This window comes from Aeromonas media (genome assembly GCF_000819985.1).
Classification (GTDB): domain Bacteria; phylum Pseudomonadota; class Gammaproteobacteria; order Enterobacterales; family Aeromonadaceae; genus Aeromonas; species Aeromonas media.
Genome location: NZ_CDBZ01000209.1, coordinates 30,805 through 55,306, shown reverse-complemented (window position 1 = coordinate 55,306; position 24,502 = coordinate 30,805). Strand labels below are relative to the sequence as shown.

Genomic DNA, 24,502 nt, shown 5'->3' with positions numbered 1-24,502 from the left:
TCTCGCCCCGGCCGACGGGGCGAAGGGCAAGACGCGCAGTAAAGGGAAAAGCCACAAAAGGTCAAGTCATGAGCCAATGTCAGTGTCACAATAACCAGACCCCCCAAGGGCAAGGGGCATGCAGCAGCCAGCAGGGCGATTTCGTCCTGAGCCAGGCTGAGCGCGATGCCATCGAACATGAGAAACACCACTACGAAGATCCCCGTGCCGCCAGCATAGAAGCGCTCAAGATAGTGCAGCAGGCCCGCGGCTGGGTGCCCGACGGTGCCATTCACGCCATCGGTGCCGAACTCGGCATCCCCGCCAGCGACGTGGAGGGGGTCGCCACCTTCTACAGCCAGATCTTCCGCCAGCCGGTGGGTCGCCACATCATCCGCGTCTGCGACAGCATGGTCTGCTACATCAACGGCCACGAGCAGCTGCTGGCCGGTCTGAAAGAGGTCGTCAATCTGGCCCCCGGCCAGACCTCCCCGGATGGCCGCTTCACCCTGCTGCCGGTCTGCTGCCTCGGCAACTGCGACAAGGGACCGGCCATCATGATAGATGACGATACCTATGGCGGACTCGATCCGGTGACGTTGCTGAAAACCCTGGAGGCTTACCCATGAGCACCCAGCCAGGCAAGACACTCACCTCCCTCGGCACCGCCAACCGCATCCCCCGCGTCCCCGAGACCCATCCCCTCACCTGGCGGCTGCGCGACGACGGCCAGCCGGTGTCGCTGGAGGAGTATCAGGCCAAACAGGGCTATGAAGCCGCCCGCAAGGCACTGGGCCAGATGAGCCCGGATGATATCGTCAGTACCGTCAAGGACGCTGGCCTCAAGGGGCGCGGCGGTGCCGGCTTCTCCACCGGGGTGAAGTGGGGCCTGATGCCCAAGGACGAGAGCATGAACATCCGTTACCTGCTCTGCAATGCCGACGAGATGGAGCCGAACACCTACAAGGATCGGCTGCTGATGGAGCAACTGCCCCACCTGCTGATCGAGGGGATGATCATCAGTGCCCGGGCCCTCAAGGCCTATCGCGGCTACATCTTCCTGCGCGGCGAGTACGTGGATGCCGCCATCCACCTGCGCCGCGCGGTGGAAGAGGCCAAGGCCGCGGGGCTGCTTGGCAAGAACATCTTGGGCTCGGGTTTTGACTTCGAGCTGTTCGTCCACACCGGCGCCGGCCGCTACATCTGTGGCGAAGAGACGGCGCTCATCAACTCCCTGGAAGGGCGCCGCGCCAACCCGCGGGCCAAACCCCCCTTCCCCGCCGTTTCCGGTGTCTGGGGCAAACCCACCTGCGTCAACAACGTCGAGACCCTGTGCAACGTGCCCGCCATCATAGGCAACGGTGTTTCCTGGTATCAGGGACTGGCGCTGCCGGGGTCGGAGGATCACGGCACCAAGCTGATGGGCTTCTCCGGCAAGGTGAACAACCCCGGTCTCTGGGAGCTGCCGTTCGGCATCACAGCCCGCGAGCTGTTCGAGGAGTACGCCGGCGGCATGAAGCCCGGCTATCGCCTCAAGGCGTGGCAACCGGGGGGCGCCGGTACCGGCTTCTTGCTGCCCGAGCACCTAGATGCCCAGATGTACGCAGGCGGCATCGGCAAGGTCGGCACCCGCATGGGCACCGGGCTCGCCATGGCGGTGGATGACAGCATCAACATGGTAGGCCTCTTGCGCAACATGGAAGAGTTCTTCGCCCGCGAATCCTGCGGCTGGTGCACCCCCTGCCGCGACGGCCTGCCCTGGAGCGTCAAGATCCTGCGGGCCCTGGAGCGAGGCGAAGGCCAACCCGAGGATCTCGCCACCCTGGAGCAGCTGGTCAGCTTCCTGGGGCCAGGCAAGACCTTCTGTGCCCATGCCCCCGGCGCCGTCGAGCCCCTTGGCAGTGCCATGAAGTACTTCCGGTCCGAGTTCGAGGCCGGGGTCAAGGCCCCCCATGACAATCACAAGCTGTTCAAGGGTATCCAGCCCAATCTGCTGGGCGAGCGCTGGTAATACGTCAGGACGCATCGGGCAATAGCCGATTTCACAAAACAGGTTTCAGGGAAGTTGTATGGCAACCATTCATGTAGACGGTAAAGAGTTCGAGGTAGACGGGGCAGACAACCTGCTGCAAGCCTGTCTGTCGCTGGGTCTGGACGTCCCCTATTTTTGCTGGCACCCGGCGCTCGGCAGCGTCGGCGCCTGCCGCCAGTGCGCGGTCAAACAGTACCAGAATGCCGACGACAAGCGCGGCCGCCTGGTCATGTCCTGCATGACCCCCTCCACCGATGGCACCTATATCTCCATCGAGGACGAAGAGGCGAAGGAGTTTCGCAAGACGGTGGTGGAGTGGCAGATGACCAACCACCCCCACGACTGCCCGGTGTGCGAAGAGGGTGGCGCCTGCCACCTGCAGGACATGACGGTGATGACGGGCCACAACAGCCGCCGCTACCGCTTCACCAAGCGCACCCACCAGAATCAGGATCTTGGCCCCTTCATCAACCACGAGATGAACCGCTGCATCGCCTGCTATCGCTGCGTGCGCTACTACAAGGATTACGCCGGCGGCGAGGATCTGGGGGTCTATGGCGCCCACGACAACGTCTACTTCGGCCGGGTCGAGGATGGCACCCTGGAGAGCGAGTTCTCCGGCAACCTGGTGGAGGTCTGCCCCACCGGCGTCTTCACCGACAAGACCCACTCCGAGCGCTACAACCGCAAGTGGGACATGCAGTTTGCGCCCAGCATCTGCCAGCAGTGCTCGGTCGGCTGCAACATCAGCCCGGGGGAGCGTTATGGCGAGCTGCGCCGCATCGAGAACCGCTTCCACGGCGCCCTGAACCACTATTTCCTCTGTGATCGCGGTCGCTTCGGTTACGGCTATGTCAACCAGGCCGATCGCCCGCGCCAGCCGCTGCTGCGCGATGGCAATGACAAACTGGCCATCACGGTGGATGGCGCCCTAAACCGCGCTGCCGATGCCCTGCGCACCGCCGCCGGCATCATCGGCATCGGCTCGCCCCGCGCCTCGCTCGAGAGCAACTTCGCCCTGCGCGAGCTGGTGGGCGCCGACAACTTCTACGCAGGCGTTGAGCAGAGCGAATGGGCCTGCCTGCAGAAGATGCTGCACGTCCTGCACCAGGGCGGGGTTCGTACCCCGAGCCTTAGGGACATGGAAGAGGCCGACGCCGTGCTGGTGCTGGGTGAAGATGTCACCCAGACGGCCGCCCGTATTGCCCTGGCCCTGCGTCAAGCGGTCAAGGGCAAGGGACGCGAAATAGCCCGCAAGCTGAAGGTGGACTTGTGGCAGGTCGCCGCGGTGCAGACGCTCGCTCAAAATGAGCGCTACCCCTTGCTCATCACCAGCCTGGATCAGACCCGTCTCGACGACGTGGCCGCCGATACATTGCATGCCCCCCACGCCGATCAGGCCCGCCTCGGCTTTGCCATCGCCCACCTGCTCGACGGCTCGGCCCCTGCCCCGCAGGATCTGGACGCCGATCAGCTGGCGCAAGCCAGCCGCTGGGCCGAGCTGCTCGGCAATGCCAAAAAGCCCCTCATCATCGCAGGCAATGGTGCCCGCAGTCAGGCGCTGATCGAGGCAGCCAGCAACATAGCCCACGCCCTCAAGGGTCGCGGTCAGGCCGTCGAGCTGGCGCTGGTTGCCCAAGAGGCCAACAGCCTGGGGCTGGCCATGCTGGCTGGCAACGCCGCCCCGCTGGAAGCCGCCCTCGAGCGCATCGAAGGGAGCGATCGGCTTGCGCTGATCACTCTGGAGAACGATCTCTACCGCCGTGCCCCCCGCAACCGGATCGATGCCGCCATCAAGCGCCTGCAGCATCTGCTGGTGGTGGATCATCAGGACACCCGCACCGCCCAGCAGGCCCACCTGGTGCTGCCTGCCGCCAGCTTCGCGGAGGCCGATGGCACCCTGATCAACATGGAAGGCCGCGCCCAGCGCTTCTTCCAGGTCTATGCCCCCGCCTTCTACGACGCTGACATCCAGGTACGCGAGGGCTGGCGCTGGCTGGCCGCGCTGCAAGGCACGCTGGACAGAAAGGCCCCGCGCTGGAACACCTTCGACGAGGTGAGTGCGGCCTGCGCCGCCTCGGCTCCGCTACTGGCCACCATGCGCGAAGCGGCCCCCAACGCGGGTCTGCGCATCCGTGGCATGAAGCTCGCCCGCGAGCCGCACCGCTACAGCGGACGCACCTCCATGCTGGCGGATCAGAACGTGAGCGAGCCCCGTGTGGCGCAAGACCCCGACTCCCCCTTCAACTTCTCCATGGAAGGCTATGCCGGTGCCCGCCAACCCCTGCAACAGGTGCCGTTCGCCTGGGCGCCGGGCTGGAACTCCCCCTCCGCCTGGAACAAGTTCCAGGACGAGGTGGGTGGCAACCTGCGGGCCGGCGATCCCGGTCGTCGCCTGCTGGAGCCAGGCAGCGAGTCTCTCGGCTGGTTCGACACCATTCCCGCCCCCTTCAGGGCAGAGGCAGCCCTGCAGGTGGTCAGTTATGACCAGCTGTTCGGTGGCGACGAGCTCTCCGCGCGCAGCCCCGTCATCCAGGCCCGCATGGGGGACCCCGAGCTGGTGCTGAACCCGGCCGACGCCGCCCGCTTGGCCCTTCATGCCGGCCATCTGGTGGCCTTCTCCTGGGGTGGCCACCACTGGCGGCTGACCCTGCGGCTCAGCGAACGGCTGGCACCAGGCCTGCTCGGCCTGCCCCTGGGGGCCCATGGTCTGCCGACCGCGCTGCACCAGGCCTATGTGACTGACTTGCAGGAGGCCATCGCATGAGCAATGAGCTGATCGATCTGTTGCTGGAGGTAGGCAAAGCCTTGATCGTGCTGGTGGGGATCGTGGGGGCAGGCGCCTTCATGAGCTTCATCGAGCGCCGTCTGCTGGCGCTCTGGCAAGACAGGTACGGCCCCAACCGGGTGGGCCCCTTCGGCCTGCTGCAACTGGCGGCCGACATGGTCAAGATGTTCTTCAAGGAGGACTGGATCCCGCCGTTCGCGGATCGCCGGATCTTCGTGCTGGCCCCCATCATCGCCTTCACCGCCTTCATTCTGGCGTTTGCTGTGGTGCCCATCACCCCCACCTGGGGCGTGGCGGATCTCAACGTGGGGCTGCTCTACATCCTGGCCATCGCAGGGCTCGCGGTCTACGCCGTGCTGTTCGCCGGCTGGTCGAGCAACAACAAGTACTCATTGCTCGGCAGCCTGCGCGCCTCGGCCCAGACCCTCTCCTACGAGGTGTTCCTCGGCCTGTCGCTCATGGGTATCGTCATCCAGACCGGCAGCTTCAACCTGCGGGACATAGTAGAAGCGCAAGCCGGATTGTGGAACGTGATCCCCCAGTTCCTGGGCTTCATTACCTTCCTGTTTGCCGGGGTTGCCGTCACCCACCGCCACCCGTTTGACCAGCCGGAGGCCGAGCAAGAGCTCGCCGACGGCTATCACATCGAGTACGCGGGCATGAAATGGGGTCTGTTCTTCGTGGGCGAGTACATCGGCATAGTGCTGATCTCTTCCCTCATCGTGACCCTCTTCTTCGGTGGCTGGCACGGCCCCTGGCTGCCGCCCTTCATCTGGTTTGCCCTGAAGACCGCCTGTTTCATGGTGTTCTTCATCCTGCTGCGGGCCTCCCTGCCCCGCCCGCGCTTCGATCAGGTGATGTCCTTTGGCTGGAAAGTCTGCTTACCGCTTACCTTGCTCAACATGCTGGTAACCGGCGCCGTCGTGCTTATGAACGTGCAGTGAGGCACCAATGAAAATTACGAGCATTATCAAGGGTGTTGGCACCCAACTGCGCAGTCTGGGGATGGTCTTCTCCCATGCATGGCGCCCCCGCGAGACCCTGAACTACCCGGAGCAGCAGGTCTATGCCGCGCCCCGTTTCCGTGGCCGCATCGTACTGACCCGGGATCCGGACGGTGACGAGCGCTGCGTGGCGTGCAACCTGTGCGCCGTGGCCTGCCCGGTCGGCTGCATCTCGCTGCAAAAAGCGGAGCGGGACGACGGTCGCTGGTACCCGGAGTTCTTCCGCATCAACTTCTCCCGCTGCATCTTCTGCGGCCTGTGTGAAGAGGCCTGCCCCACCACCGCCATCCAGCTGACGCCGGATTTCGAGATGGGGGAGTATCGCCGCCAGGATCTGGTGTACGAGAAGGAAGATCTGCTGATCAGCGGCCCCGGCAAATACCCGGACTACAACTTCTACCGCATGAGCGGGATGGCCATCGACGGCAAGCCCAAAGGGGATGCCGAGAACGAAGCCAAGCCCATCGATGTCAAGAGCCTGCTGCCCTAGGAGTCAATCATGGAACTGGCATTTTATGCCGCGGCCCTGGTCGCCGTTTACAGCACGCTGCGGGTCATCAGCACCAGCAACCCCATGCATGCGCTGCTCAATCTCATCATCTCCCTCATCGCCGTGGCCATGATCTTCTTCTGCCTGGGGGCCTCCTTCGCAGGCGCCCTGCAGGTGATCGTCTACGCCGGCGCCATCATGGTGCTGTTCGTGTTCGTGGTGATGATGCTGAACCTGGGCTCCTCCCAGGATCAGGAGCGCAACTGGCTCACCCCCATGACCTGGGGTGGACCCGCCCTGCTCTCCCTCATCCTGCTTGGCTTTCTGGCCTACGGCATCCTCGGGGTCACCGGCGGTGAACTGGGGCTGACCGACGTCAGCGCCAAGGAGGTCGGCATCGCCCTGTTTGGCCCCTATGTGCTGGCGGTGGAGCTCGCCTCCATCCTGCTGCTGGCGGGTCTGGTCACCGCCTATCACCTTGGCCGTGAAGACAAGAGCGGGGAAGTGCTTTCCGTCCCCAAACCCACAGCTCGCCCATCCCAGGAAGGAGGTCAGTCATGAATGGAATCCCAATGGAACACGGTCTGCTGCTGGCGGCCGTCCTGTTCTGCATCGGGCTGTGCGGTCTGCTGATCCGCCGCAACCTGCTGTTTATCCTCATGAGTATCGAGATCATGATGAATGCGTCCGCGCTGGCGTTCGTGGTGGCGGGTAGCCGCTGGGCCCAGGCCGACGGCCAGATCATGTACATACTGGTGATTTCTCTGGCGGCAGCGGAGGCCAGTATCGGCCTCGCCCTGTTACTGCTGCTCTATCGTCGTTACCACACCCTGAACGTGGACACTGTGAGCGAGATGCGCGGATGAGCCTCCTATACCTGACGTTTCTATTCCCCCTGCTGGGATGGCTGGTGCTGGCCTTCTCCATCGGCCGTCTCGGCGAGCGCAGCGCGGCACTGATCGGTGTCGGCAGCATAGGCCTGTCGGCCCTGACCACGCTCTGGGTTGGCATCGACTTTTTCGGCAACATGCCGGAAGGCGGTGTCTATACCCAGACCCTGTGGCAGTGGATGTCGGTGGGCAGCTTCACGCCCACGTTCCGCCTGGCGCTGGATGGGCTGTCGCTCACCATGCTGGGGGTGGTGACCGGGGTGGGCTTCTTCATCCACCTGTTCGCCTCCTGGTACATGCGCGGGGAAGAGGGCTATTCCCGCTTCTTCACCTACACCAACCTCTTCATCGCCAGCATGGTGTTCCTGGTGCTGGCCGATGATCTGCTGTTCGTCTACCTCGGCTGGGAAGGGGTGGGGCTGTGCAGCTACCTGCTGATCGGCTTCTACTACCGCAACCCCGCCAACGGGGCGGCTGCCCTCAAGGCTTTCGTGGTGACCCGGGTCGGTGACGTCTTCCTCGCCATCGGGCTGTTTATCCTTTATCGCGAACTGGGCACCCTCAACATCCACGAGCTGCTGGTGCGTGCCCCTGCGATGTTTGCCGAGGGCTCCCCTGCCCTGTCGTTCGCCTGCCTGATGCTGCTCGGTGGCGCGGTCGGCAAGTCCGCCCAGCTGCCGCTGCAGACCTGGCTGGCGGATGCGATGGCGGGCCCGACCCCGGTCTCGGCGCTGATCCACGCGGCCACCATGGTGACCGCCGGTGTCTACCTCATCGCCCGCACCCATGGTCTGTTCCTGCTGGCCCCGGAGATCCTGCATCTGGTGGCCCTGGTCGGTGCCATCACGCTGGTACTGGCCGGCTTCGCCGCCCTGGTCCAGACCGACATCAAGCGGATTTTGGCCTACTCCACCATGAGCCAGATAGGCTACATGTTCCTGGCCCTGGGGGTCGGCGCCTGGGAAGGAGCCATCTTCCACCTGATGACCCACGCCTTCTTCAAGGCGTTGCTGTTCCTCTCCGCCGGTGCCGTCATAGTCGCGACCCACCACGAGCAGAACATCTTCAAGATGGGGGGCCTGCGCAAGAGTCTGCCGCTGGTCTATGCCTGCTTCCTGGTGGGGGGCTCGGCCCTGGCCGCGCTGCCGCTGGTCACCGCCGGCTTCTACAGCAAGGACGCCATCCTCTGGCAGGTGCAGGCCAGTGGCCAGAGCGCCCTGCTGTGGGCCGGTCTGGGTGGGGCCTTCCTGACTTCCCTCTACACCTTCCGCCTCATCTTCATCGCCTTCCACGGCAAGGAGCAGACGCAGGCGCACGCCGGACACGGCCTGGCCCACCAGCTGCCGCTGCTGGTGTTGCTGGTGCTCTCCACCGGGGTGGGCGCATTGATAGTGCCGCCGCTCGCCGGGGTGTTGCCGGCTGGCCCCGGGGATCATATAGAGGAGGGACGCCACGCCCTGGAAGTAGCCTCCGGCATCGTCGCCATCGCCGGCATCGCTTTGGCCGCCGTGCTGTTCCTGGGCGAGCGCCGCCTGGCGAAGCAGATCGCCGAGAGTGCGCCGGGCCGCGCCCTCAGCACCCTCTGGTTCAATGCCTGGGGCTTTGACTGGCTCTATGACTGGATCTGGGTCAAGCCCTACCTGCTGGTGACCCGCTTGCTCGGCAAGGACCCGCTGGATCGAATGATGAACCTGCCCGCCGTGCTGGCCCAGGGTGGTCACCAGCTGCTGGCCTGGACCGTCTCCGGCAAGCTGCGCTGGTACGCCGCCTCCATGGGGATGGGCGCCGCCCTGATCCTGGCCCTGCTGCTGCTCGGCTGATCCATGAGCCCAATATGTGTGGCAGGCCCGAGGCCTGCCCGACTAGAACCTAGACGAGAGCTGATATCGTGACCTTACTCTGGATCTTGTTAATTCCTTTTATCGGCGGCTTGCTCTGCTGGCAGATGGAGCGGCTCGGCGGACAATTCGTTCGCTGGGTAGCCCTGCTCTCCATGAGCGCCTGTCTGGTGCTCTCCGGTGCCATCTGGCTGGGGGGTGACTTCTCCCTCGCGAGCCCCGGCCTCCCCGTCTGGGCGGCCGAGTGGCAGCAACCCTGGATCCCCCGCTTCGGCATCTCCTTGCACCTGGCGGTAGACGGCCTGTCCCTCCTGATGGTGATGCTCACCAGCTTCATCGGGGTGCTGGCCATCCTCTGCTCCTGGAAAGAGATCGTGCAGCGCATCGGCTTCTTCCACCTCAACCTGCTGTGGATCCTGGGGGGCGTGCTCGGTGTCTTCATGGCGGTGGACCTGTTCCTGTTCTTCTTCTTCTGGGAGATGATGCTGGTCCCCATGTACTTCCTGATCGCGCTCTGGGGCCACTCGGTCACCGACGGCAAATCCCGGATCAACGCGGCCACCAAGTTCTTCATCTACACCCAGGCGAGCGGCCTCATCATGCTGGTGGCCATCCTGGGGCTGGTGCTGACCCATCACGCCAGCACAGGTGTCTTCACCTTCAACTACCTCGACCTGCTCAACACTCCGATGAGCAAGGGCGTACAGTGGCTGCTGATGCTGGGCTTCTTCATCGCCTTCGCGGTCAAGATGCCCCTGGTGCCCCTGCACGGCTGGTTGCCTGACGCCCACAGCCAGGCACCGACCGCGGGCTCGGTGGACTTGGCTGGGATCCTGCTGAAAACCGCCGCCTACGGCCTGCTGCGCTTCACCCTGCCGCTCTTTCCGGAGGCCTCCGCCGAGTTCGCTCCCTACGCCATGCTCCTTGGCTTGTTCGGCATCGTCTACGGCGCCCTGCTGGCCTTCGCCCAGACCGACATCAAGCGTCTGGTGGCCTACACCAGCATCTCTCACATGGGCTTCGTGATGATCGCCATCTATTCGGGCAGCGAGCTGGCCCTGCAGGGCGCCGTGGTGCAGATGATCGCCCACGGCCTCTCCGCCGCCGGTCTGTTCATCCTGTGTGGTCAGCTCTACGAGCGGCTGCACACCCGGGATCTGCGCCTGATGGGCGGCCTCTGGGGTCGGCTGCGCTACCTGCCCGGCGTCATGCTGTTCTTCTCGGTGGCCTCCCTTGGCATGCCGGGTACCGGCAACTTCGTCGGCGAGTTCCTGATCCTCATCGGCAGCTTCCAGGTGGCCCCCATCATCACCATCATCGCCACCTTCGGCCTGGTGCTGGCCTCGGTCTACTCCCTCATCATGCTGCAGCGTGCCTGCTTCGGTGCCCCCAGGGACGAGAGCGTCCTCAAGGGCCTGGACAGACGGGAGCTGGCCATGATGCTGACCATCGCCGGCCTGCTGGTGCTGCTCGGCCTCTACCCGCAACCCGTGCTCGACACCGCCAGCAGCAGCCTGCTGAGCGTGCTGCACTGGTACGCGCTGCCAGCCACAGGAGCACTGCAATGATGCCCTCTCCTTCTCTCTCCCTTTCCTCGTCCACGCCGGGAGCCTTGTCATGACGTTTACCGCCGCCCAACTATTGGCCCTGCTGCCCCTGTTGCTGACCACGGGAGCCATGGTCGCCCTGATGCTCGCCATCGCCTGGAAACGCTGCGATGACACCGCCTTCGTGGTGACCATCACCGGCCTCAACCTGGCGCTGTTTTCCCTGCCCATCGTCATGGCCCAGGGGGATCAGGGGGTCACTCCCCTGCTGCAAGTGGACAGCTATGCAGTCTTCTACATGGGGCTGGTGCTCATCGGCGCCCTGGCCACCTGTACCTTCGGTCGCTCCTGGCTCAAGGGCTACCCGGACAACCGGGAAGAGTTCTACCTGTTGCTGCTCATCGCCACCGCAGGCGGCCTTGTGCTGGCGGGCTCCCGTCACCTCGCATCGCTGTTCATCGGGATCGAGATGCTGACCCTGCCCATGTTCGGTCTGGTGGGTTATGCCTACCGCGAGCGCCACTCCCTGGAGGCCAGCATCAAGTACATGGTGCTCTCCGCCGCCGCCACCGCCTTCCTGCTGTTCGGCATGGCGCTGCTCTATGCCCAGGCGGGCAGCCTGAGCTTCAGCGATCTCGGCCTGACCCTGGCCCAGAGCCCGGCTCACCACCCGCTGCTGATGGGGGGATTCGGCCTGATGCTGGTGGGCTTCGCCTTCAAGTTGTCGCTCGCCCCCTTCCACCTCTGGACACCGGATGTCTATGAGGGCGCCCCGGCGCCTGTGGCCACCTTCCTCGCCACCGTGAGCAAGATAGCCGTGTTCTGCGTGCTGCTGCGCTTCTACCTGGCGGTACCGGCCACCTCGGATCCCATGATCCACTGGCTGCTGGCAGCCATGGCAGTCATCTCCATCGTGGTCGGCAACCTCCTGGCGCTGATCCAGACCAACATCAAGCGAATGATGGGTTACTCCTCCATCTCCCACTTCGGCTATCTGCTGGCAGTGGTGGTGGCGAGCCGCCTCGGCCAGATGCCGGTGGAAGCGGCGGGTGTCTACCTGCTGATGTATCTGTTCACCAGCCTGGGGGCCTTCGGCGTCATCAGCATGATGTCCAGCCCCTATCGCGGCAAGGATGCGGACTCCCTGCACAGCTATCGCGGCCTGTTCTGGAAGCGCCCTTACCTGACCGCCGTCATGACGGTGATGATGTTGTCGCTCGCGGGCATTCCCATGACGCTCGGCTTCATCGGCAAGTTCTACCTCATCGGGGTGACGGTCGATGCCAAGCTGTGGTGGCTCTCCGGCGCCATAGTGCTTGGCAGCGCCCTGGGCCTCTACTACTACCTGCGCGTCATGGTCACCCTCTACCTGCGCGAACCCGGCATGCAGCTGCGCGATGCCAGGGCCGACTGGGCCTTCTCCTCCGGCGGGCTGGTGGTACTGCTCTCCGCCATCCTGGTGGTGGCGCTCGGCATCTATCCCCAGCCGGTCATCAGCCTGGTGCAGGGCTTCCAGCACGTGGTGCTGCGCTAGCCTCAGCGTCACTCCACACAGCAAAACCGGCCCCCGTGGCCGGTTTTTTTATGTCACCTGACGGCCGGGCCCAGGGGTCAAGCTCGCCGTGCCAATGCCCTCCCCCCGTTCGCCCTCTCACCTCAACGATCATCTTTGCTCTCCCCTCCCTCAGTCACCATTCACCAGCCATCACCCCAAGGGGCGCAGAGCGTCTCACGCGCCCATAAAAAAACCGGCCACGGGGCCGGTTTTTGATTTCTAACATGTCAGCGCGGGATTAACCCAGACGCACGCGAGCATTTCTGAACATCCGCATCCAGGCGCCATCTTCGCCCCAGTTGTCCGGGTGCCAGGAGTTCGCCACGGTGCGGAACACCCGCTCCGGGTGCGGCATCATGATAGTGGCGCGGCCGTCCGTGGTGGTGACCGCGGTGATGCCCGCCGGTGCCCCGTTCGGGTTGGCCGGGTACTGCTCGGTGACCTTGCCGTGGTTGTCCACGAAGCGCAGCCCCACCAGGCCGCTCTGTTGCAGCGCGGCAAGGTGAGCGGCGTCGCGCACCTCCACCCGCCCTTCCCCATGGGAGACGGCGATGGGCATCACGGAGCCCGCCATGCCGGCGAAGAAGGCGGAGGGTGACTCCTGCACTTCCACTAGGCTGAAGCGCGCCTCGAAACGCTCGGAGCGGTTGCGCACGAAACGCGGCCAGAGATCGGCCCCCGGGATGAGGTCACGCAGGTTGGACATCATCTGGCAACCGTTGCACACGCCCAGCGACAAGGTATCGCCACGCTCGAAGAAGCGCTGGAACTGCTCGCGGGCCCCGTCGTTGAACAGGATGGACTTGGCCCAGCCTTCCCCCGCCCCCAGCACGTCGCCGTAGGAGAAGCCGCCACAGGCCACCAGGGTCTGGAACTCTTCCAGCTTGATGCGACCGGACAGGATGTCACTCATATGCACATCCACCGCCGCGAACCCGGCACGATCGAACGCCGCGGCCATCTCCACGTGGGAGTTGACCCCCTGCTCGCGCAGTACCGCCAGACGGGGGGAGACCCCGCGGGCGATATAGGGGGCGGCCACGTCCTCGGACGGGTTGTAGGTCAATCTGGCCTGCAGACCCGGATCGGTGGCGTCTTGGCGGGCGGCGTGTTCCTGATCCGCGCACTCCGGGTTGTCCCGCAGACGCTGCATCTGCCAGCTGGTCTCACCCCAGAGGGTGCGAAGGACGGTGCGGCTGGCGCGGTACACTTCGGTGCCGGCGCGCTGGAACAGGATGAGGTCGTCTTCACGTACCGTGCCCAGCACGTGGGAGCAGGCCGCCAGACCGTGCCCGGCCAACAGGGTCAGCACCGCTTCCTTGTCGTCGCGGCGCACCTGGATGACGGCACCCAGCTCCTCGTTGAACAGAGCCGGCAGCAGCTCGCCGCCCACGCGGTCGAGCTGGATGTCGAGGCCGCAGTGACCGGCGAAGGCCATCTCGGTCAGAGTGACGAAGAGGCCGCCGTCGGAGCGGTCGTGGTAGGCAATCAGCTTGCGATCTGCCACCAGCGCCTGGATGGCGTTGAAGAAGCCCTTGAGCTGGACCGGGTTGTCCAGATCCGGGGCACTCTCGCCAAGCTGGCGATAGACCTGGGCCAGGGCGGAGGCGCCGAGGCGCTGCTTGCCGTTGCCAAGGTCAATCAGGATAAGATCGGTTTCTCCAAGATCGGTGCGCAGTTGCGGGGTGACGGTATTGCGCACGTCCTCGACCCGGGCAAACGCCGAGATGAGCAGGGAGAGCGGCGAGGTGACGCTGCGCTCCTCCCCGTCCTGCTGCCAGCGGGTCTTCATGGACATGGAGTCCTTGCCCACCGGAATGGTGATGCCAAGGGCCGGGCAGAGCTCCTCGCCCACCGCTTTCACGGCTTCGTAGAGGCCGGCATCTTCCCCCGGGTGACCGGCGGCAGACATCCAGTTGGCGGAGAGCTTGACCCGCTTCAGCGATCCGATGTGGGCCGGTGCCAGGTTGGTCAGGGCCTCGGCCACCGCCATACGGGCCGAGGCAGCGTGGGACAGCAGTGCCACCGGGGTACGCTCCCCCATGGACATGGCTTCGCCGTGATAGCTGTCGTAGGTCGCTGCGGTGACGGCGCAATCGGCCACCGGGATCTGCCAGGGGCCGACCATCTGGTCACGGTTGACCAGACCGGTCACGCTGCGATCGCCGATGGTGATGAGGAAGGACTTCTCCGCCACGGTCGGCAGGCGCAGTACCCGCTCGGCCGCCTCGTTCAGGGTGATGCCATCCAGTTGCAGCGCCTTGCCCTGGGCGGGCAGAGTCACCACGTCGCGGTGCATCTTGGGTGCCTTGCCGAGCAGCACGTCCAGCGGCAAATCGATGGGCTGGTTGTCAAAGTGGCTGTCAGAGAGAGTCAGATGCTTCTCTTCGGTGGCGGTGCCGATCACGGCATAAGGAGCGCGCTCGCGCTCGCACAGCGCCTTGAACAGCGGCAGCTTGTCCTGGGCGACCGCCAGCACGTAACGCTCCTGGGATTCGTTACACCAGATCTCCAGCGGGCTCATGCCCGGCTCGTCGCTGGCGATGGCTCGCAGGTCGAAGCGGCCGCCCCGATCGCCGTCGTTCACCAGCTCCGGCATGGCGTTGGAAAGGCCACCGGCCCCCACGTCGTGGATGAAGACGATGGGGTTGTCATCGCCGAGCTGCCAGCAGCGATCGATCACCTCCTGGCAACGGCGCTCCATCTCGGGGTTGTCCCGCTGCACCGAGGCGAAATCGAGGTCTTCGGCAGACTGACCAGAGGCCATGGAGGAGGCTGCGCCACCCCCCAGGCCGATGTTCATGGCCGGGCCGCCCAGCACGATAAGGGCGGCCCCTACCGGGATCTCTCCCTTCTGGACGTGTTCACTGCGAATGTTGCCGATGCCGCCCGCCAGCATGATGGGCTTGTGGTAGCCACGCACCTCGACACCGTTGTGGCTCGGCACCTGCTCTTCGAAGGTACGGAAGTAGCCGAGGATGGCGGGACGGCCGAACTCGTTGTTGAAGGCGGCGCCACCAAGGGGCCCCTCCTGCATGATGTCAAAGGCGCTGACGATGCGGCTCGGCTTGCCGAAATCCTGCTCCCAGGGCTGCTCGAAACCGGGGATGCGCAGGTTGGAGACGGAGAAGCCCACCAGGCCCGCCTTGGGCTTGGCGCCACGGCCTGTCGCACCCTCGTCGCGGATCTCGCCGCCGGAGCCGGTGGCCGCCCCCGGGAAGGGGGAGATGGCGGTCGGGTGGTTGTGGGTCTCCACCTTCATCAGGATGTCGACGCGCTCCTGGTGATACTGGTACTCACCGCTGGCGGGGCTCGGGAAGAAACGGCCACCCTGGCTGCCCTCCATCACGGCGGCGTTGTCTTTATAGGCAGACAGGACATGATCCGGCGTCTGCTCGAAGGTGTTCTTGATCATCTTGAACAGCGACTTGGGCTGCGCCTCGCCGTCTATGGTCCAGTCGGCGTTGAAGATCTTGTGACGGCAGTGCTCGGAGTTCGCCTGAGCGAACATGTAGAGCTCGATGTCGTTGGGGTTGCGACCCAGGCGGGTGAAGTTCTCCACCAGGTAGTCGATTTCGTCGTCGGCCAGGGCCAGGCCCAGTTCGACGTTGGCCGAGGCCAGGGCGGCGCGGCCACCACCCAGCACGTCCACCTGGGTGAAGGGGCGCGGTTCGTGATGGGCAAACAGGGCGACGGCCTGGCTCGGCTCATCGAACACCGTCTCCATCATGCGATCGTGCAGCAGGGCCGCGACCTCGCCACGCTGGGCTGCGGTCAGCTCACCCTTGGCCTGCACGTAATAGGCAATGCCGCGCTCCAGCCGCTTGACCTGGTGCAGGCCGCAGTTGTGGGCGATGTCGGTTGCTTTGGAAGACCAGGGGGAGATAGTGCCGGGGCGGGGGGTAACGAGAAACAGCTGACCGCTGGGGGTGTGTTCCGGGATGGTCGGGCCGTAGCGCAGAAGCTGGCCCAAGGTCGCTCGCTCAGGGGGCGACAGCGGGCTCGAAAGCTCGGCAAAGTGCACATATTCGGCATAGACGTCTGCTATCTCTACTCCTCTCTGTGCGCAGCTCTGCAGCAGCTTGTGGACACGAAACTCAGACAGTGCTGGGGCACCACGCAAGATTTCCATATACCTTTCTCACCAAGTTTTAGAGTGTGGGGGGATTTGAGACGCGCGTATTATAGGGATCAGGCCCATCGCGAACAAACGTTTTTCTCATCTCCCACGATGTGACTCCCTCCACCGTCTCTGGTATAAAGGTGCCTCTTTTTTGACAAATGCCGATTTTTTCAACAAGGGTACTCACCTACTTGCGCTGCATTTTTCGACTGTTTATCGGGATGTTGTTGACGCTGGCCCTGGCCGGCTGTGACTTCTATTCCCCCTCCAGCCAGCTGGAGCAGATCCGCCAACGGGGCGAGATCCGTGTTGGCACCCTTTATGGTCCCACCTCCTATTACCAGCGCGACGACACCGCCCAGGGGTTCGATTACGAGCTGGCGCAGCACTATGCCGACTGGCTGGGGGTCAAGCTGACCATAGTCCCGGCCTACTCCACCGCCGAGCTGGTCGAGCAACTGCAAAAGGGCAAGCTGGATCTCGCCGCCGCCGCCATCGTCGTGACTCCGGAGCGACGCAAGCTGTTTCGCTTCGGCCCGGGCTTCTACCAGGTATCCCCCAAGCTGGTCTATCGCAACGGCTCCCCCAGGCCCAAAGATCTCGGCGACATCAAGGGCACCATAGTGGTGCCTGCCGGCTCCACCGGTGAGGACCTGATGAAGGAGATGGCCAGCCAGTACCCCAATCTGAACTGGCGCATCAACCGCGATGCCGATGTGGAGGAGCTGCTCAAGCAGGTCGCCGACGGCGAGGTGGACTACACAGTGGTGCAGGACACCGTACTGGCCCGCACCCAGCGTTACTACCCCGAGCTCACCGAGGGGCTGACCCTCGCCAGCAAGCAGACCGTGGCCTGGGCCATGACCAAGCTGCCCGATGACAGCCTCTATGCCAGCATCATCGACTTCTTCGGTCAGCGCTTCATGGATGGCTCCATCGCCAAGCTCGACGAAAAGTACTTTGGCCACGTGCAGAACTTCGATTTCGTCGACACCCGCACCTTCCTGCAGCGGGCCAAGAGCCTGCTGCCCAAGTACCAGGATCTGTTCCAGACTCACGCCAAGGAGATCGACTGGCGCCTGCTGGCCGCCATCAGCTATCAGGAGTCCCACTGGGATCCTCAGGCTCGCTCCTACACCGGGGTGCGCGGCATGATGATGCTCACCGGCCCTACCGCCAAGGCGATGGGGGTGAATGACAGGCTGCACCCGGAGGAGAGCATCAAGGGGGGCGCCCGCTACCTGCAGGAGATGATGGAGAAGGTGCCCGACTCGGTACCGGCCGACGAGAAGGTGTGGTTTGCCCTCACCGCCTACAACATCGGCTATGGCCACATGATGGATGCCCGTCGCCTGACCAAGGAGCTCGGCAAGAACCCCGATGCCTGGGGGGACGTGAAAGAGGTGCTGCCCCTGCTGCAGCAGTCACGCTGGCATCGCAAGGTACGCTATGGCTATGCCCGGGGTGGCGAGGCGCGCAACTATGTCAACAACGTGCGCCAGTACTACCAGAGCCTGCTGTGGCTCGACAACGAGCAACAGAAGGCTCATCGCCGCGAAACCCTGGACGAGGACGACGGCAGCGAGCCGGCCGCCCCGGCAGAGCGCCCCGCCATCATCGCCGAAGTGGTCAAGCAGATCATCACCCCCTGAGCCCTGCCGGGTGTGTCGTCTGGGGAAATTCTCTGTTACCATCCTCCCAGACCCAAGCCTGTCTGAGAGAGGCTTGTTGCAATATATTCATCAACTTGCGACACCGATGGCCCCCTATGTCAGGGCTGTCAGCGTCGCCGGGATGACCAGGGAGGAAAACCAGATGCGAACACGCAGAAGAGCCACGTTGACCAGAAAGACCAGATGCGCCTGGAGCCCCAGACGCAAGCTGAAACTGGCCGACATGAAACGCAAGATATGGCACCGAAACCGCTCCTACACCTTGCTGATTGCGGAGCACACAGCATAAACCCGGCCAAGGCCGGGTTTTTTAATGCCTTTTTATGCCTCGACCGGCGTCAGCTCAAACTGGACAGTACGTTTGGAGATGAGGCTGTTGCAGTGGTGGCAGAAGTAATCCACGGCGCCACATGCCCTGAGCCGTTCAAGCTCATGCTGGCAGGTAGGGCACAGCGCCCGGATCCGATAGTTGGCATGGCACTGGCCGCAGCTCGCCTCCGCACTGCGGCTGTCCAGCTCGGCGTGGCAGGCCGGGCATGTCAAGAGACTCATGGTCATCTCCTCTCAGGGCATGAGCGCTGGGCTCACCTCTCATCTTGCAGATAAAAAAACGGCTGCCACCGGGGCAGCCGTCAGGGCTTATTTCTTGCTCTTGTTCTTCGCCTTGAGCAGGCGATCCCGTTGCCGCTCCTGGCTCAGAGTCAGGGTGTTCTTCTTGCCCTCGAACGGGTTGACCGATTCCTGGAACTCGACCCTGATCGGGGTCCCCATGATCTTTAGGGACTTGCGGAAGTAGTTGATGAGATACCGCTTGTAGGAGTCCGGCAAGTCGTTCAGCTGGTTGCCGTGGATCACGATGCGCGGCGGGTTGTAGCCACCGGCGTGGGCATACTTGAGCTTGACGCGGCGACCATTCACCATCGGTGGCTGGTGGTCTTCCTGCGCCATCTGCATGATGCGGGTCAGCATGGCGGTGCTGGTACGACGGGTGGCGGACTGGTAAGCCTCGTTGATGGACTCGAACAGATGGCCGACACCGCTACCGTGCAGGGCGGAGATGAAGTGGACGCGGGCGAAATCGATGAAGCCCAGACGACGGTCCAGCTCGTTCTTGACGTCCTCTTTCACCTTCTGATCCAGACCGTCCCACTTGTTCACCACCAGCACCACGGAGCGGCCGCTGTGGAGGACGAAGCCAAGGATGCTCAAGTCCTGATCCGTGATGGTCTCGCGCGCGTCGATCACCAGCAGGCAGACGTTGGCATCTTCAATCGCCTTGAGCGTCTTGATGACGGAGAACTTCTCCACCGTCTCGTGCACCTTGCCACGACGGCGCACGCCGGCGGTGTCGATGACCACGTACTTCTGCTCGTCACGCTCCATGGGGATGTAGACGGAGTCGCGGGTGGTACCCGGCATGTCATAGACGATGACCCGGTCTTCACCCAGCATGCGGTTGGTCAGGGTCGACTTGCCGACGTTGGGGCGACCGACGATGGCGAACTTGATGGGCAGGTCGGCAAACGGGGTCTCCTTGGTGTCTTCCCGGGTGTCGAGATCACCGGCGGCCACCATGCGCAGCAGGGCTTCTTCGTCGAAGTCCTCCTCTTCCTGCGTCTCTTCTTCGGCGGCCTCGACCAGGGTCTCAAGGTGGGGAGCCAGCGCCAGCTCCAGCAGGCTCAACACGCCACGGCCATGGGCGGCGGCGATCTGGTAGACCTCCCCCAGCGCCAGACCGTAGAACTCGGACACGGCGGAGTCACCGTCGATGCCATCGGTCTTGTTGGCGACCAGGAACACCTTCTTGTGGGTCTTGCGCAGGTGCTCGGCGATGGCCTGATCCGCTGCGGTCAAACCGGCACGGGCATCCACCATGAACAGCACCACATCAGCTTCCTCGATGGCCAACAGGGACTGCTCGGCCATCTTCAGCTCGATCCCCTCCTCGGTGCCATCGATACCGCCGGTATCGACCACGATAAATTCCAGCTCGCCCAACTTCGCCTGGCCGTATTTACGATCCCGGGTCAGGCCGGGGAAATCGGCAACCAAGGCATCCCGGGTACGGGTCAGGCGGTTAAACAGGGTGGATTTCCCCACGTTGGGGCGGCCCACCAGGGCTACTACAGGAGTCATAAAAGCCTCATTCTCAAGACGACAAAGGCTCCGGGTCCGAAGACCAGGAGCCGGATATTCAGATTGACGGGCGATCAGGGACGCTTGATTGCGTACAACTTGCCGCCACGGCTCTGCACATACAGGGTGTCACCGTCCACCAAGGGCGCGGCATAGAGACCACTGCTGTCGAGCTGCTGCATGGCCTTGATGGACCCGTCGGTACGATCCAGCCAATACAGGTAGCCTTCCACATCGCCGACCACCACATAGTCACCCAGGACGACGGGGGCGGTCACGGTGCGGTTTTCCAGCTGGGTGTTGGACCACAGCTCGAGTCCATTGCGACGATCGACCGCAAACAGATGGCTGCGGTTATCGGTCAGCACGATGGCATTGCCGGTCACCGCCATGTCGCGGTAGCCGGAATACTTGCGCTTCCACACCTCGTCACCGGTCATCAGCTTGCGGGCCATCAGCTGGCCATTGTAGGCGATGGCGTAGAGCTCATCACCGGCAATCAGCGGGCTGGCGTCCACGTCGACCATGCGGTCCAGCTCGGTGGCGCCGCGCGGGTCAGCCACCTTGGACTGGCGCACCGGCTGGCCGTTGCTCAGCAGGGCGATGCCCACCTTGCCATCGGCACGGCCATAGAGCACGGCGCCATTGGTGATGACCGGGGTCCCGGCACTGCGCAGAGTCAGGGGCGGCTGCTCTTCGGACAGGGTCCACTGCAACTTGCCCTCATCGGTGTCGAGCGCCACCAGACGACCCGAGGTGGTCAGTACCACCACGCGACCATCTTCGACGGCGGGGCTCGCCACCACTTCACCGGGGACAGTGGTCTGCCACAGCACTTCCCCGTTCGCTTCGTTCAGGGCGTAGACCACCCCGTTCTCGGAGCCGAGGAACAACTTGCCATAGCGCGAGACCAGACCGCCGGAGAGACGGGCGCTGCGTTTGTCGGCGTTGATGGGCAGATCCGCCAGATCCACGCTCCACAGGGTCTCGCCACTGTTGCGATCGAAGGCGGTCACGTCGCCATCACGGGCGGCGGCATAGATGTGATCCTCTTCCACCACGGGTTGCAACTGGGAGTAGAAATCACCGATGCCATCGCCGACGGAGGAAGACCAGACCGTGTCGGCCGTGAAGGCGGACTCGACCACGGGCAGGGGCGCCATCGGGGTCAAGTCTTCCTCGGAACTGAACAGGGAGCAGCCCTGCAGGGCCAGGGAAACTGCCACCCCCAGCGCCATTTTCTTGTACAGATTACGCATCCGGAGCCTCACCCGCTGTCACCGCTGGCAGCGCCAGATCGTCCATCTTCAGCTTGAGCTCGGCGCTGCTCTGCAGGCCGCCGGCATCGGCCGCCACCTGATAGGCATCGCGCGCCTCTTCGGGCTTGCCCTGACCCAGCAGCACATCACCACGCACTTCCGCTACCTGGGCCTTGAAGGCATCGTTGTTGATCTTGCCAAGCTGGGCCAGAGCCTCGTCAGCCTTGCCCTGATCCTTGAGCACCCGGGCCAGGCGCAGGGCGGCGATGGGCTTGATGCTCTCGTCGCCACTCGCGGCCACCAGGGTCAGCTGCTCGGCAGCCAGATCCAGCTTGCCCGCCTTGACCGCAGCCGCGGCCAGTTGCAGGGCGGCCAGCTCCGCATAGGCGTCGCCCTGATGGGCGCTGATGAAGCTCTTGGCCTGCTCAAGGGCGGCATCGTCACCCTTGGCGAGCTGGGCTGTCATGGCGTTGTAAGCCTGGGAGGCGGCTTCCTGGTTGGTCTGCTGCAGCTCGTTGTAGTAACGCCAGCCAAAGAGGCCGACCAGACCGATCACGGTCCCGGCGAGTACCGAGGTGCCGTTCTCTTTCCACCAGCTCTTGATGACCTCAACCTGTTGTTCTTCAGTGGTATACACTTCCACAGCTTACTCTCCTTTAGCTGCCAGCAGGGCGATGGCGGCATCGACCGAGACGGTCTGTTGCTCGGCCTGGCCACGCAGATATTTGATGGTGATCTCCCCGCTTTGCACCTCGGTCTCGCCGAGGATCAGGGCAATGGCCGCGCCGCTCTTGTCGGCACGCTTGAGTTGTTTCTTGAAGTTGCCGCCGCCGCAGTGGCTCATCAGACGCAGGTCCGGCAGGGCGTCGCGCAGCCGCTCGGCAAGCTGGAAACCAGCCTGCTCTGTCCCCTCGCCCACCATGGCCAGATAGACATCCACCGCCGGGCGGATATCGGCGTTGAGCTCGAGGGTGTCGAGCATCAGCACTAGACGTTCCATGCCCATGGCAAAGCCCACGGCCGGGGTCGCCTGACCGCCGAGCTGCTCCACCAGGCCGTCGTAACGACCACCGGCACAGACGGTGCCCTGGGCACCCAAGCTGTTGGTCACCCACTCGAACACGGTGAGGTTGTAGTAGTCGAGGCCGCGCACCAGACGCTCATTCACCTCGTATTGGATACCGGCGGACTCGAGCAAGCGCTTGAGCCCCTCGAAGTGGGCCAGGCTCTCTTCGCCCAGGTGATCGAACAGACGGGGCGCACCCACCAGGATGGCCTGCACTTTTTCGTCCTTGGAGTCGAGCACCCGCAGCGGGTTGCTGTACATGCGGCGCTGGCTCTCTTCGTCCAGCTCGCTCTTGTACTGCTCCAGGTAGGCGACCAGGGCATCGCGGTAGGCGGCGCGCTCTTCACTCTGACCGAGCGTGTTGAGCTGCAGGGTGACATGATCGCTGATGCCGAACAGGCGCCACAGACGGTGGGTCAGCATGATCAGCTCGGCATCGATGTCCGGCCCGTTGATGCCAAACAGCTCGACACCGAACTGATGGAACTGGCGATAACGGCCCTTCTGGGGACGCTCGTGACGGAACATGGGGCCCATGTACCACATCCGGCGTTCCTGGTTGTAGAGCAGGCCGTGCTCGATACCGGCACGCACGCAGCTGGCTGTCCCTTCCGGGCGCAGGCTCAGGCTGTCGCCGTTACGGTCTTCAAAGGTGTACATCTCTTTTTCGACCACGTCGGTCACTTCACCGATGGCGCGCTTGAACAGATGGGTCTGCTCGACGATGGGCATGCGCACTTCGCTGTAGCCGTAGCTGGCGACGACCTGGCGCAGGATCTGTTCCACTTTCTGCCATACCGGGCTCTGCTCCGGCAGGCAATCATTCATACCGCGAATAGCTTGGATCTGTTTTGCCACGTTGATACTCGAGAAAAAGAGGTAAAATTTGGCCGCATTATAGGGATTTTCGGCCCCGAGGTAAAATCAGGGTGCCCGGATGCGGGATGTAAAATCAACAACCTAAAGCCGGGGCCACCCCAGGTGGCCCCTTCATGGTTCAACCTTTGTCCACCTGGATCTGGTTGGCGGGATCCAGCATGGCCGCCCGGGCGCGGATGCGGCGCTCCAGCACGGGGATGAGATCCTTGTTGTCGAGCCTGTCGACCCGCTGGCCCCCTTCATAGAAGGCACTCTTGTTGGCAGCACCGGCAAGGCCTAGATCCGAGACCAGGGCCTCGCCCGGACCGTTGACCACGCAGCCGATGATGGAGACGTCCATCGGGGTGATGATGTCCTCCAGCCGCTCTTCCAGGGCGTTCACCGTCCCTATCACATCGAACTCCTGACGGGAGCAGGATGGACAGGCGATGAAGTTGATGCCGCGGGAGCGGATGCGCAGGGACTTGAGAATGTCGAAACCCACCTTCACCTCTTCCACCGGATCGGCGGCCAGGGAGATGCGAATGGTGTCGCCTATGCCATCGGCCAGCAGCATGCCGAGCCCGATGGCGGACTTCACCGCGCCGGCACGGAATCCGCCCGCCTCGGTGATCCCCAGGTGCAGCGGCTGGTCGATCTGCTTGGCCAGCAGGCGATAGGCACCGACCGCCAGGAAGACGTCGGAGGCCTTGACGCTCACCTTGAAGTTCTCAAAGTTGAGGCGATCCAGGTAATCCACGTGGCGCATGGCCGACTCGAGCAGGGCTTCCGGGGTCGGTTCGCCATACTTTTCCTGGATGTCACGTTCCAGAGAGCCGCCGTTAACGCCGATGCGGATCGGAATGTTGTAATGGCGGGCACAGTCGACCACGGCGCGCACCCGCTCTTCGTTGCCGATGTTGCCCGGGTTGATGCGCAGGCAGTCAGCACCGTACTCGGCCACTTTCAGAGCGATACGGTAGTCGAAGTGGATGTCGGCGACGATGGGAATGCGGGTCTGCTGCTTGATGAGCCGGAAGGCTTCCGCCGCTTCCATGGTGGGCACCGAGACCCGGACTATGTCAGCACCGACCCGCTCGATCCGCTGGATCTGCTCGACGGTGGCGGCAACATCGGTAGTCTTGGTGTTGGTCATGGTTTGCACCGTGATGGGGGCATTGCCCCCAACCGGCACGTTGCCGACCATGATCTGCCTGGATTGACGACGAATAATGGGGGATTCGTGAGCGGACATGGCGGACAG

18 protein-coding genes are annotated in these 24,502 nt (G+C 63.8%); 11 read left to right on the top strand and 7 right to left on the bottom strand.

The window, feature by feature from the left end:
- The first annotated feature begins 68 nt into the window (after positions 1-68).
- From nuoE to nuoN, 10 genes are all read left to right on the top strand, one after another.
- Positions 69-608 carry an NADH-quinone oxidoreductase subunit NuoE gene (gene nuoE / locus BN1127_RS18765; protein WP_042650471.1) on the top strand — a complete coding sequence of 180 codons (540 nt, stop codon included), beginning with the start codon at positions 69-71 and terminating at the stop codon, positions 606-608.
- The gene (gene nuoF, locus BN1127_RS18760; protein ID WP_042650470.1) at positions 605-1,990 is read left to right on the top strand and encodes an NADH-quinone oxidoreductase subunit NuoF; all 1,386 of its coding nucleotides are present in this window, start codon (positions 605-607) and stop codon (positions 1,988-1,990) included. Before nuoE ends, nuoF begins: the two co-directional genes overlap by 4 nt.
- Positions 1,991-2,048: 58 nt before the next feature.
- Positions 2,049-4,778: an NADH-quinone oxidoreductase subunit NuoG gene (gene nuoG / locus BN1127_RS18755; protein WP_042650469.1), complete on the top strand. Its 2,730-nt coding sequence runs from the start codon at positions 2,049-2,051 to the stop codon at positions 4,776-4,778.
- On the top strand, positions 4,775-5,743 hold the full coding sequence (gene nuoH, locus BN1127_RS18750; protein WP_025327220.1) for an NADH-quinone oxidoreductase subunit NuoH: 969 nt from the start codon (positions 4,775-4,777) through the stop codon (positions 5,741-5,743). Before nuoG ends, nuoH begins: the two co-directional genes overlap by 4 nt.
- Before the next feature lie 7 nt (positions 5,744-5,750).
- Positions 5,751-6,293: an NADH-quinone oxidoreductase subunit NuoI gene (gene nuoI, locus BN1127_RS18745; RefSeq protein ID WP_025327221.1), complete on the top strand. Its 543-nt coding sequence runs from the start codon at positions 5,751-5,753 to the stop codon at positions 6,291-6,293.
- A 9-nt stretch (positions 6,294-6,302) separates the two neighbouring features.
- Complete coding sequence (nuoJ, locus tag BN1127_RS18740) at positions 6,303-6,854, top strand: NADH-quinone oxidoreductase subunit J (protein WP_042650468.1); 552 nt, start codon at positions 6,303-6,305, stop codon at positions 6,852-6,854.
- Positions 6,851-7,159: an NADH-quinone oxidoreductase subunit NuoK gene (nuoK, locus tag BN1127_RS18735; protein WP_005299823.1), complete on the top strand. Its 309-nt coding sequence runs from the start codon at positions 6,851-6,853 to the stop codon at positions 7,157-7,159. The genes nuoJ and nuoK overlap by 4 nt, the downstream gene beginning before the upstream one ends.
- Complete coding sequence (nuoL, locus tag BN1127_RS18730; protein ID WP_042650467.1) at positions 7,156-9,003, top strand: NADH-quinone oxidoreductase subunit L; 1,848 nt, start codon at positions 7,156-7,158, stop codon at positions 9,001-9,003. Before nuoK ends, nuoL begins: the two co-directional genes overlap by 4 nt.
- Before the next feature lie 68 nt (positions 9,004-9,071).
- Positions 9,072-10,589, top strand: a complete 1,518-nt coding sequence (gene nuoM, locus BN1127_RS18725; protein WP_042650466.1) for an NADH-quinone oxidoreductase subunit M — start codon at positions 9,072-9,074, stop codon at positions 10,587-10,589.
- Between the two features lie 49 nt (positions 10,590-10,638).
- On the top strand, positions 10,639-12,102 hold the full coding sequence (nuoN, locus tag BN1127_RS18720) for an NADH-quinone oxidoreductase subunit NuoN (RefSeq protein WP_042650465.1): 1,464 nt from the start codon (positions 10,639-10,641) through the stop codon (positions 12,100-12,102).
- A gap of 259 nt (positions 12,103-12,361) precedes the next feature.
- Here the strand turns inward: nuoN and purL are convergent, their stop codons facing one another.
- Positions 12,362-16,255 carry a phosphoribosylformylglycinamidine synthase gene (purL, locus tag BN1127_RS18715; protein ID WP_042650464.1) on the bottom strand — a complete coding sequence of 1,298 codons (3,894 nt, stop codon included), beginning with the start codon at positions 16,253-16,255 and terminating at the stop codon, positions 12,362-12,364.
- A 149-nt stretch (positions 16,256-16,404) separates the two neighbouring features.
- Between purL and mltF the strand changes: the two genes are divergently transcribed.
- Entirely contained in the window at positions 16,405-17,898 is a 1,494-nt protein-coding gene (gene mltF / locus BN1127_RS18710) for a membrane-bound lytic murein transglycosylase MltF (RefSeq protein WP_041205934.1), read from the top strand.
- Positions 17,899-18,240: 342 nt separating this feature from the next.
- Here the strand turns inward: mltF and BN1127_RS18705 are convergent, their stop codons facing one another.
- From BN1127_RS18705 to ispG, 6 genes are all read right to left on the bottom strand, one after another.
- Complete coding sequence (locus BN1127_RS18705) at positions 18,241-18,471, bottom strand: zinc ribbon domain-containing protein (RefSeq protein ID WP_042650463.1); 231 nt, start codon at positions 18,469-18,471, stop codon at positions 18,241-18,243.
- 87 nt (positions 18,472-18,558) lie between these two features.
- On the bottom strand, positions 18,559-20,055 hold the full coding sequence (der, locus tag BN1127_RS18700; RefSeq protein WP_041205938.1) for a ribosome biogenesis GTPase Der: 1,497 nt from the start codon (positions 20,053-20,055) through the stop codon (positions 18,559-18,561).
- 74 nt (positions 20,056-20,129) lie between these two features.
- Entirely contained in the window at positions 20,130-21,314 is a 1,185-nt protein-coding gene (gene bamB / locus BN1127_RS18695) for an outer membrane protein assembly factor BamB (RefSeq protein ID WP_042650462.1), read from the bottom strand.
- Positions 21,307-21,957 carry a YfgM family protein gene (locus tag BN1127_RS18690; RefSeq protein ID WP_042650461.1) on the bottom strand — a complete coding sequence of 217 codons (651 nt, stop codon included), beginning with the start codon at positions 21,955-21,957 and terminating at the stop codon, positions 21,307-21,309. The genes bamB and BN1127_RS18690 overlap by 8 nt, the downstream gene beginning before the upstream one ends.
- A gap of 3 nt (positions 21,958-21,960) precedes the next feature.
- Positions 21,961-23,238, bottom strand: a complete 1,278-nt coding sequence (hisS, locus tag BN1127_RS18685; protein WP_042650460.1) for a histidine--tRNA ligase — start codon at positions 23,236-23,238, stop codon at positions 21,961-21,963.
- A gap of 139 nt (positions 23,239-23,377) precedes the next feature.
- Entirely contained in the window at positions 23,378-24,493 is a 1,116-nt protein-coding gene (gene ispG / locus BN1127_RS18680; RefSeq protein ID WP_042650459.1) for a flavodoxin-dependent (E)-4-hydroxy-3-methylbut-2-enyl-diphosphate synthase, read from the bottom strand.
- Positions 24,494-24,502 lie beyond the last annotated feature (9 nt).

Coding starts and splice junctions, on each gene's coding strand:
- nuoH (WP_025327220.1), top strand. CDS start 4,775: ATGAGCAATGAGCTGATCGATCTGTTGCTGGAGGTAGGCAAAGCCTTG.
- nuoG (WP_042650469.1), top strand. CDS start 2,049: ATGGCAACCATTCATGTAGACGGTAAAGAGTTCGAGGTAGACGGGGCA.
- purL (WP_042650464.1), bottom strand. CDS start 16,255: ATGGAAATCTTGCGTGGTGCCCCAGCACTGTCTGAGTTTCGTGTCCAC.
- nuoE (WP_042650471.1), top strand. CDS start 69: ATGAGCCAATGTCAGTGTCACAATAACCAGACCCCCCAAGGGCAAGGG.
- BN1127_RS18705 (WP_042650463.1), bottom strand. CDS start 18,471: ATGAGTCTCTTGACATGCCCGGCCTGCCACGCCGAGCTGGACAGCCGC.
- nuoN (WP_042650465.1), top strand. CDS start 10,639: ATGACGTTTACCGCCGCCCAACTATTGGCCCTGCTGCCCCTGTTGCTG.
- mltF (WP_041205934.1), top strand. CDS start 16,405: ATGCCGATTTTTTCAACAAGGGTACTCACCTACTTGCGCTGCATTTTT.
- nuoL (WP_042650467.1), top strand. CDS start 7,156: ATGAGCCTCCTATACCTGACGTTTCTATTCCCCCTGCTGGGATGGCTG.
- nuoJ (WP_042650468.1), top strand. CDS start 6,303: ATGGAACTGGCATTTTATGCCGCGGCCCTGGTCGCCGTTTACAGCACG.
- der (WP_041205938.1), bottom strand. CDS start 20,055: ATGACTCCTGTAGTAGCCCTGGTGGGCCGCCCCAACGTGGGGAAATCC.
- nuoF (WP_042650470.1), top strand. CDS start 605: ATGAGCACCCAGCCAGGCAAGACACTCACCTCCCTCGGCACCGCCAAC.
- nuoK (WP_005299823.1), top strand. CDS start 6,851: ATGAATGGAATCCCAATGGAACACGGTCTGCTGCTGGCGGCCGTCCTG.
- ispG (WP_042650459.1), bottom strand. CDS start 24,493: ATGTCCGCTCACGAATCCCCCATTATTCGTCGTCAATCCAGGCAGATC.
- bamB (WP_042650462.1), bottom strand. CDS start 21,314: ATGCGTAATCTGTACAAGAAAATGGCGCTGGGGGTGGCAGTTTCCCTG.
- nuoI (WP_025327221.1), top strand. CDS start 5,751: ATGAAAATTACGAGCATTATCAAGGGTGTTGGCACCCAACTGCGCAGT.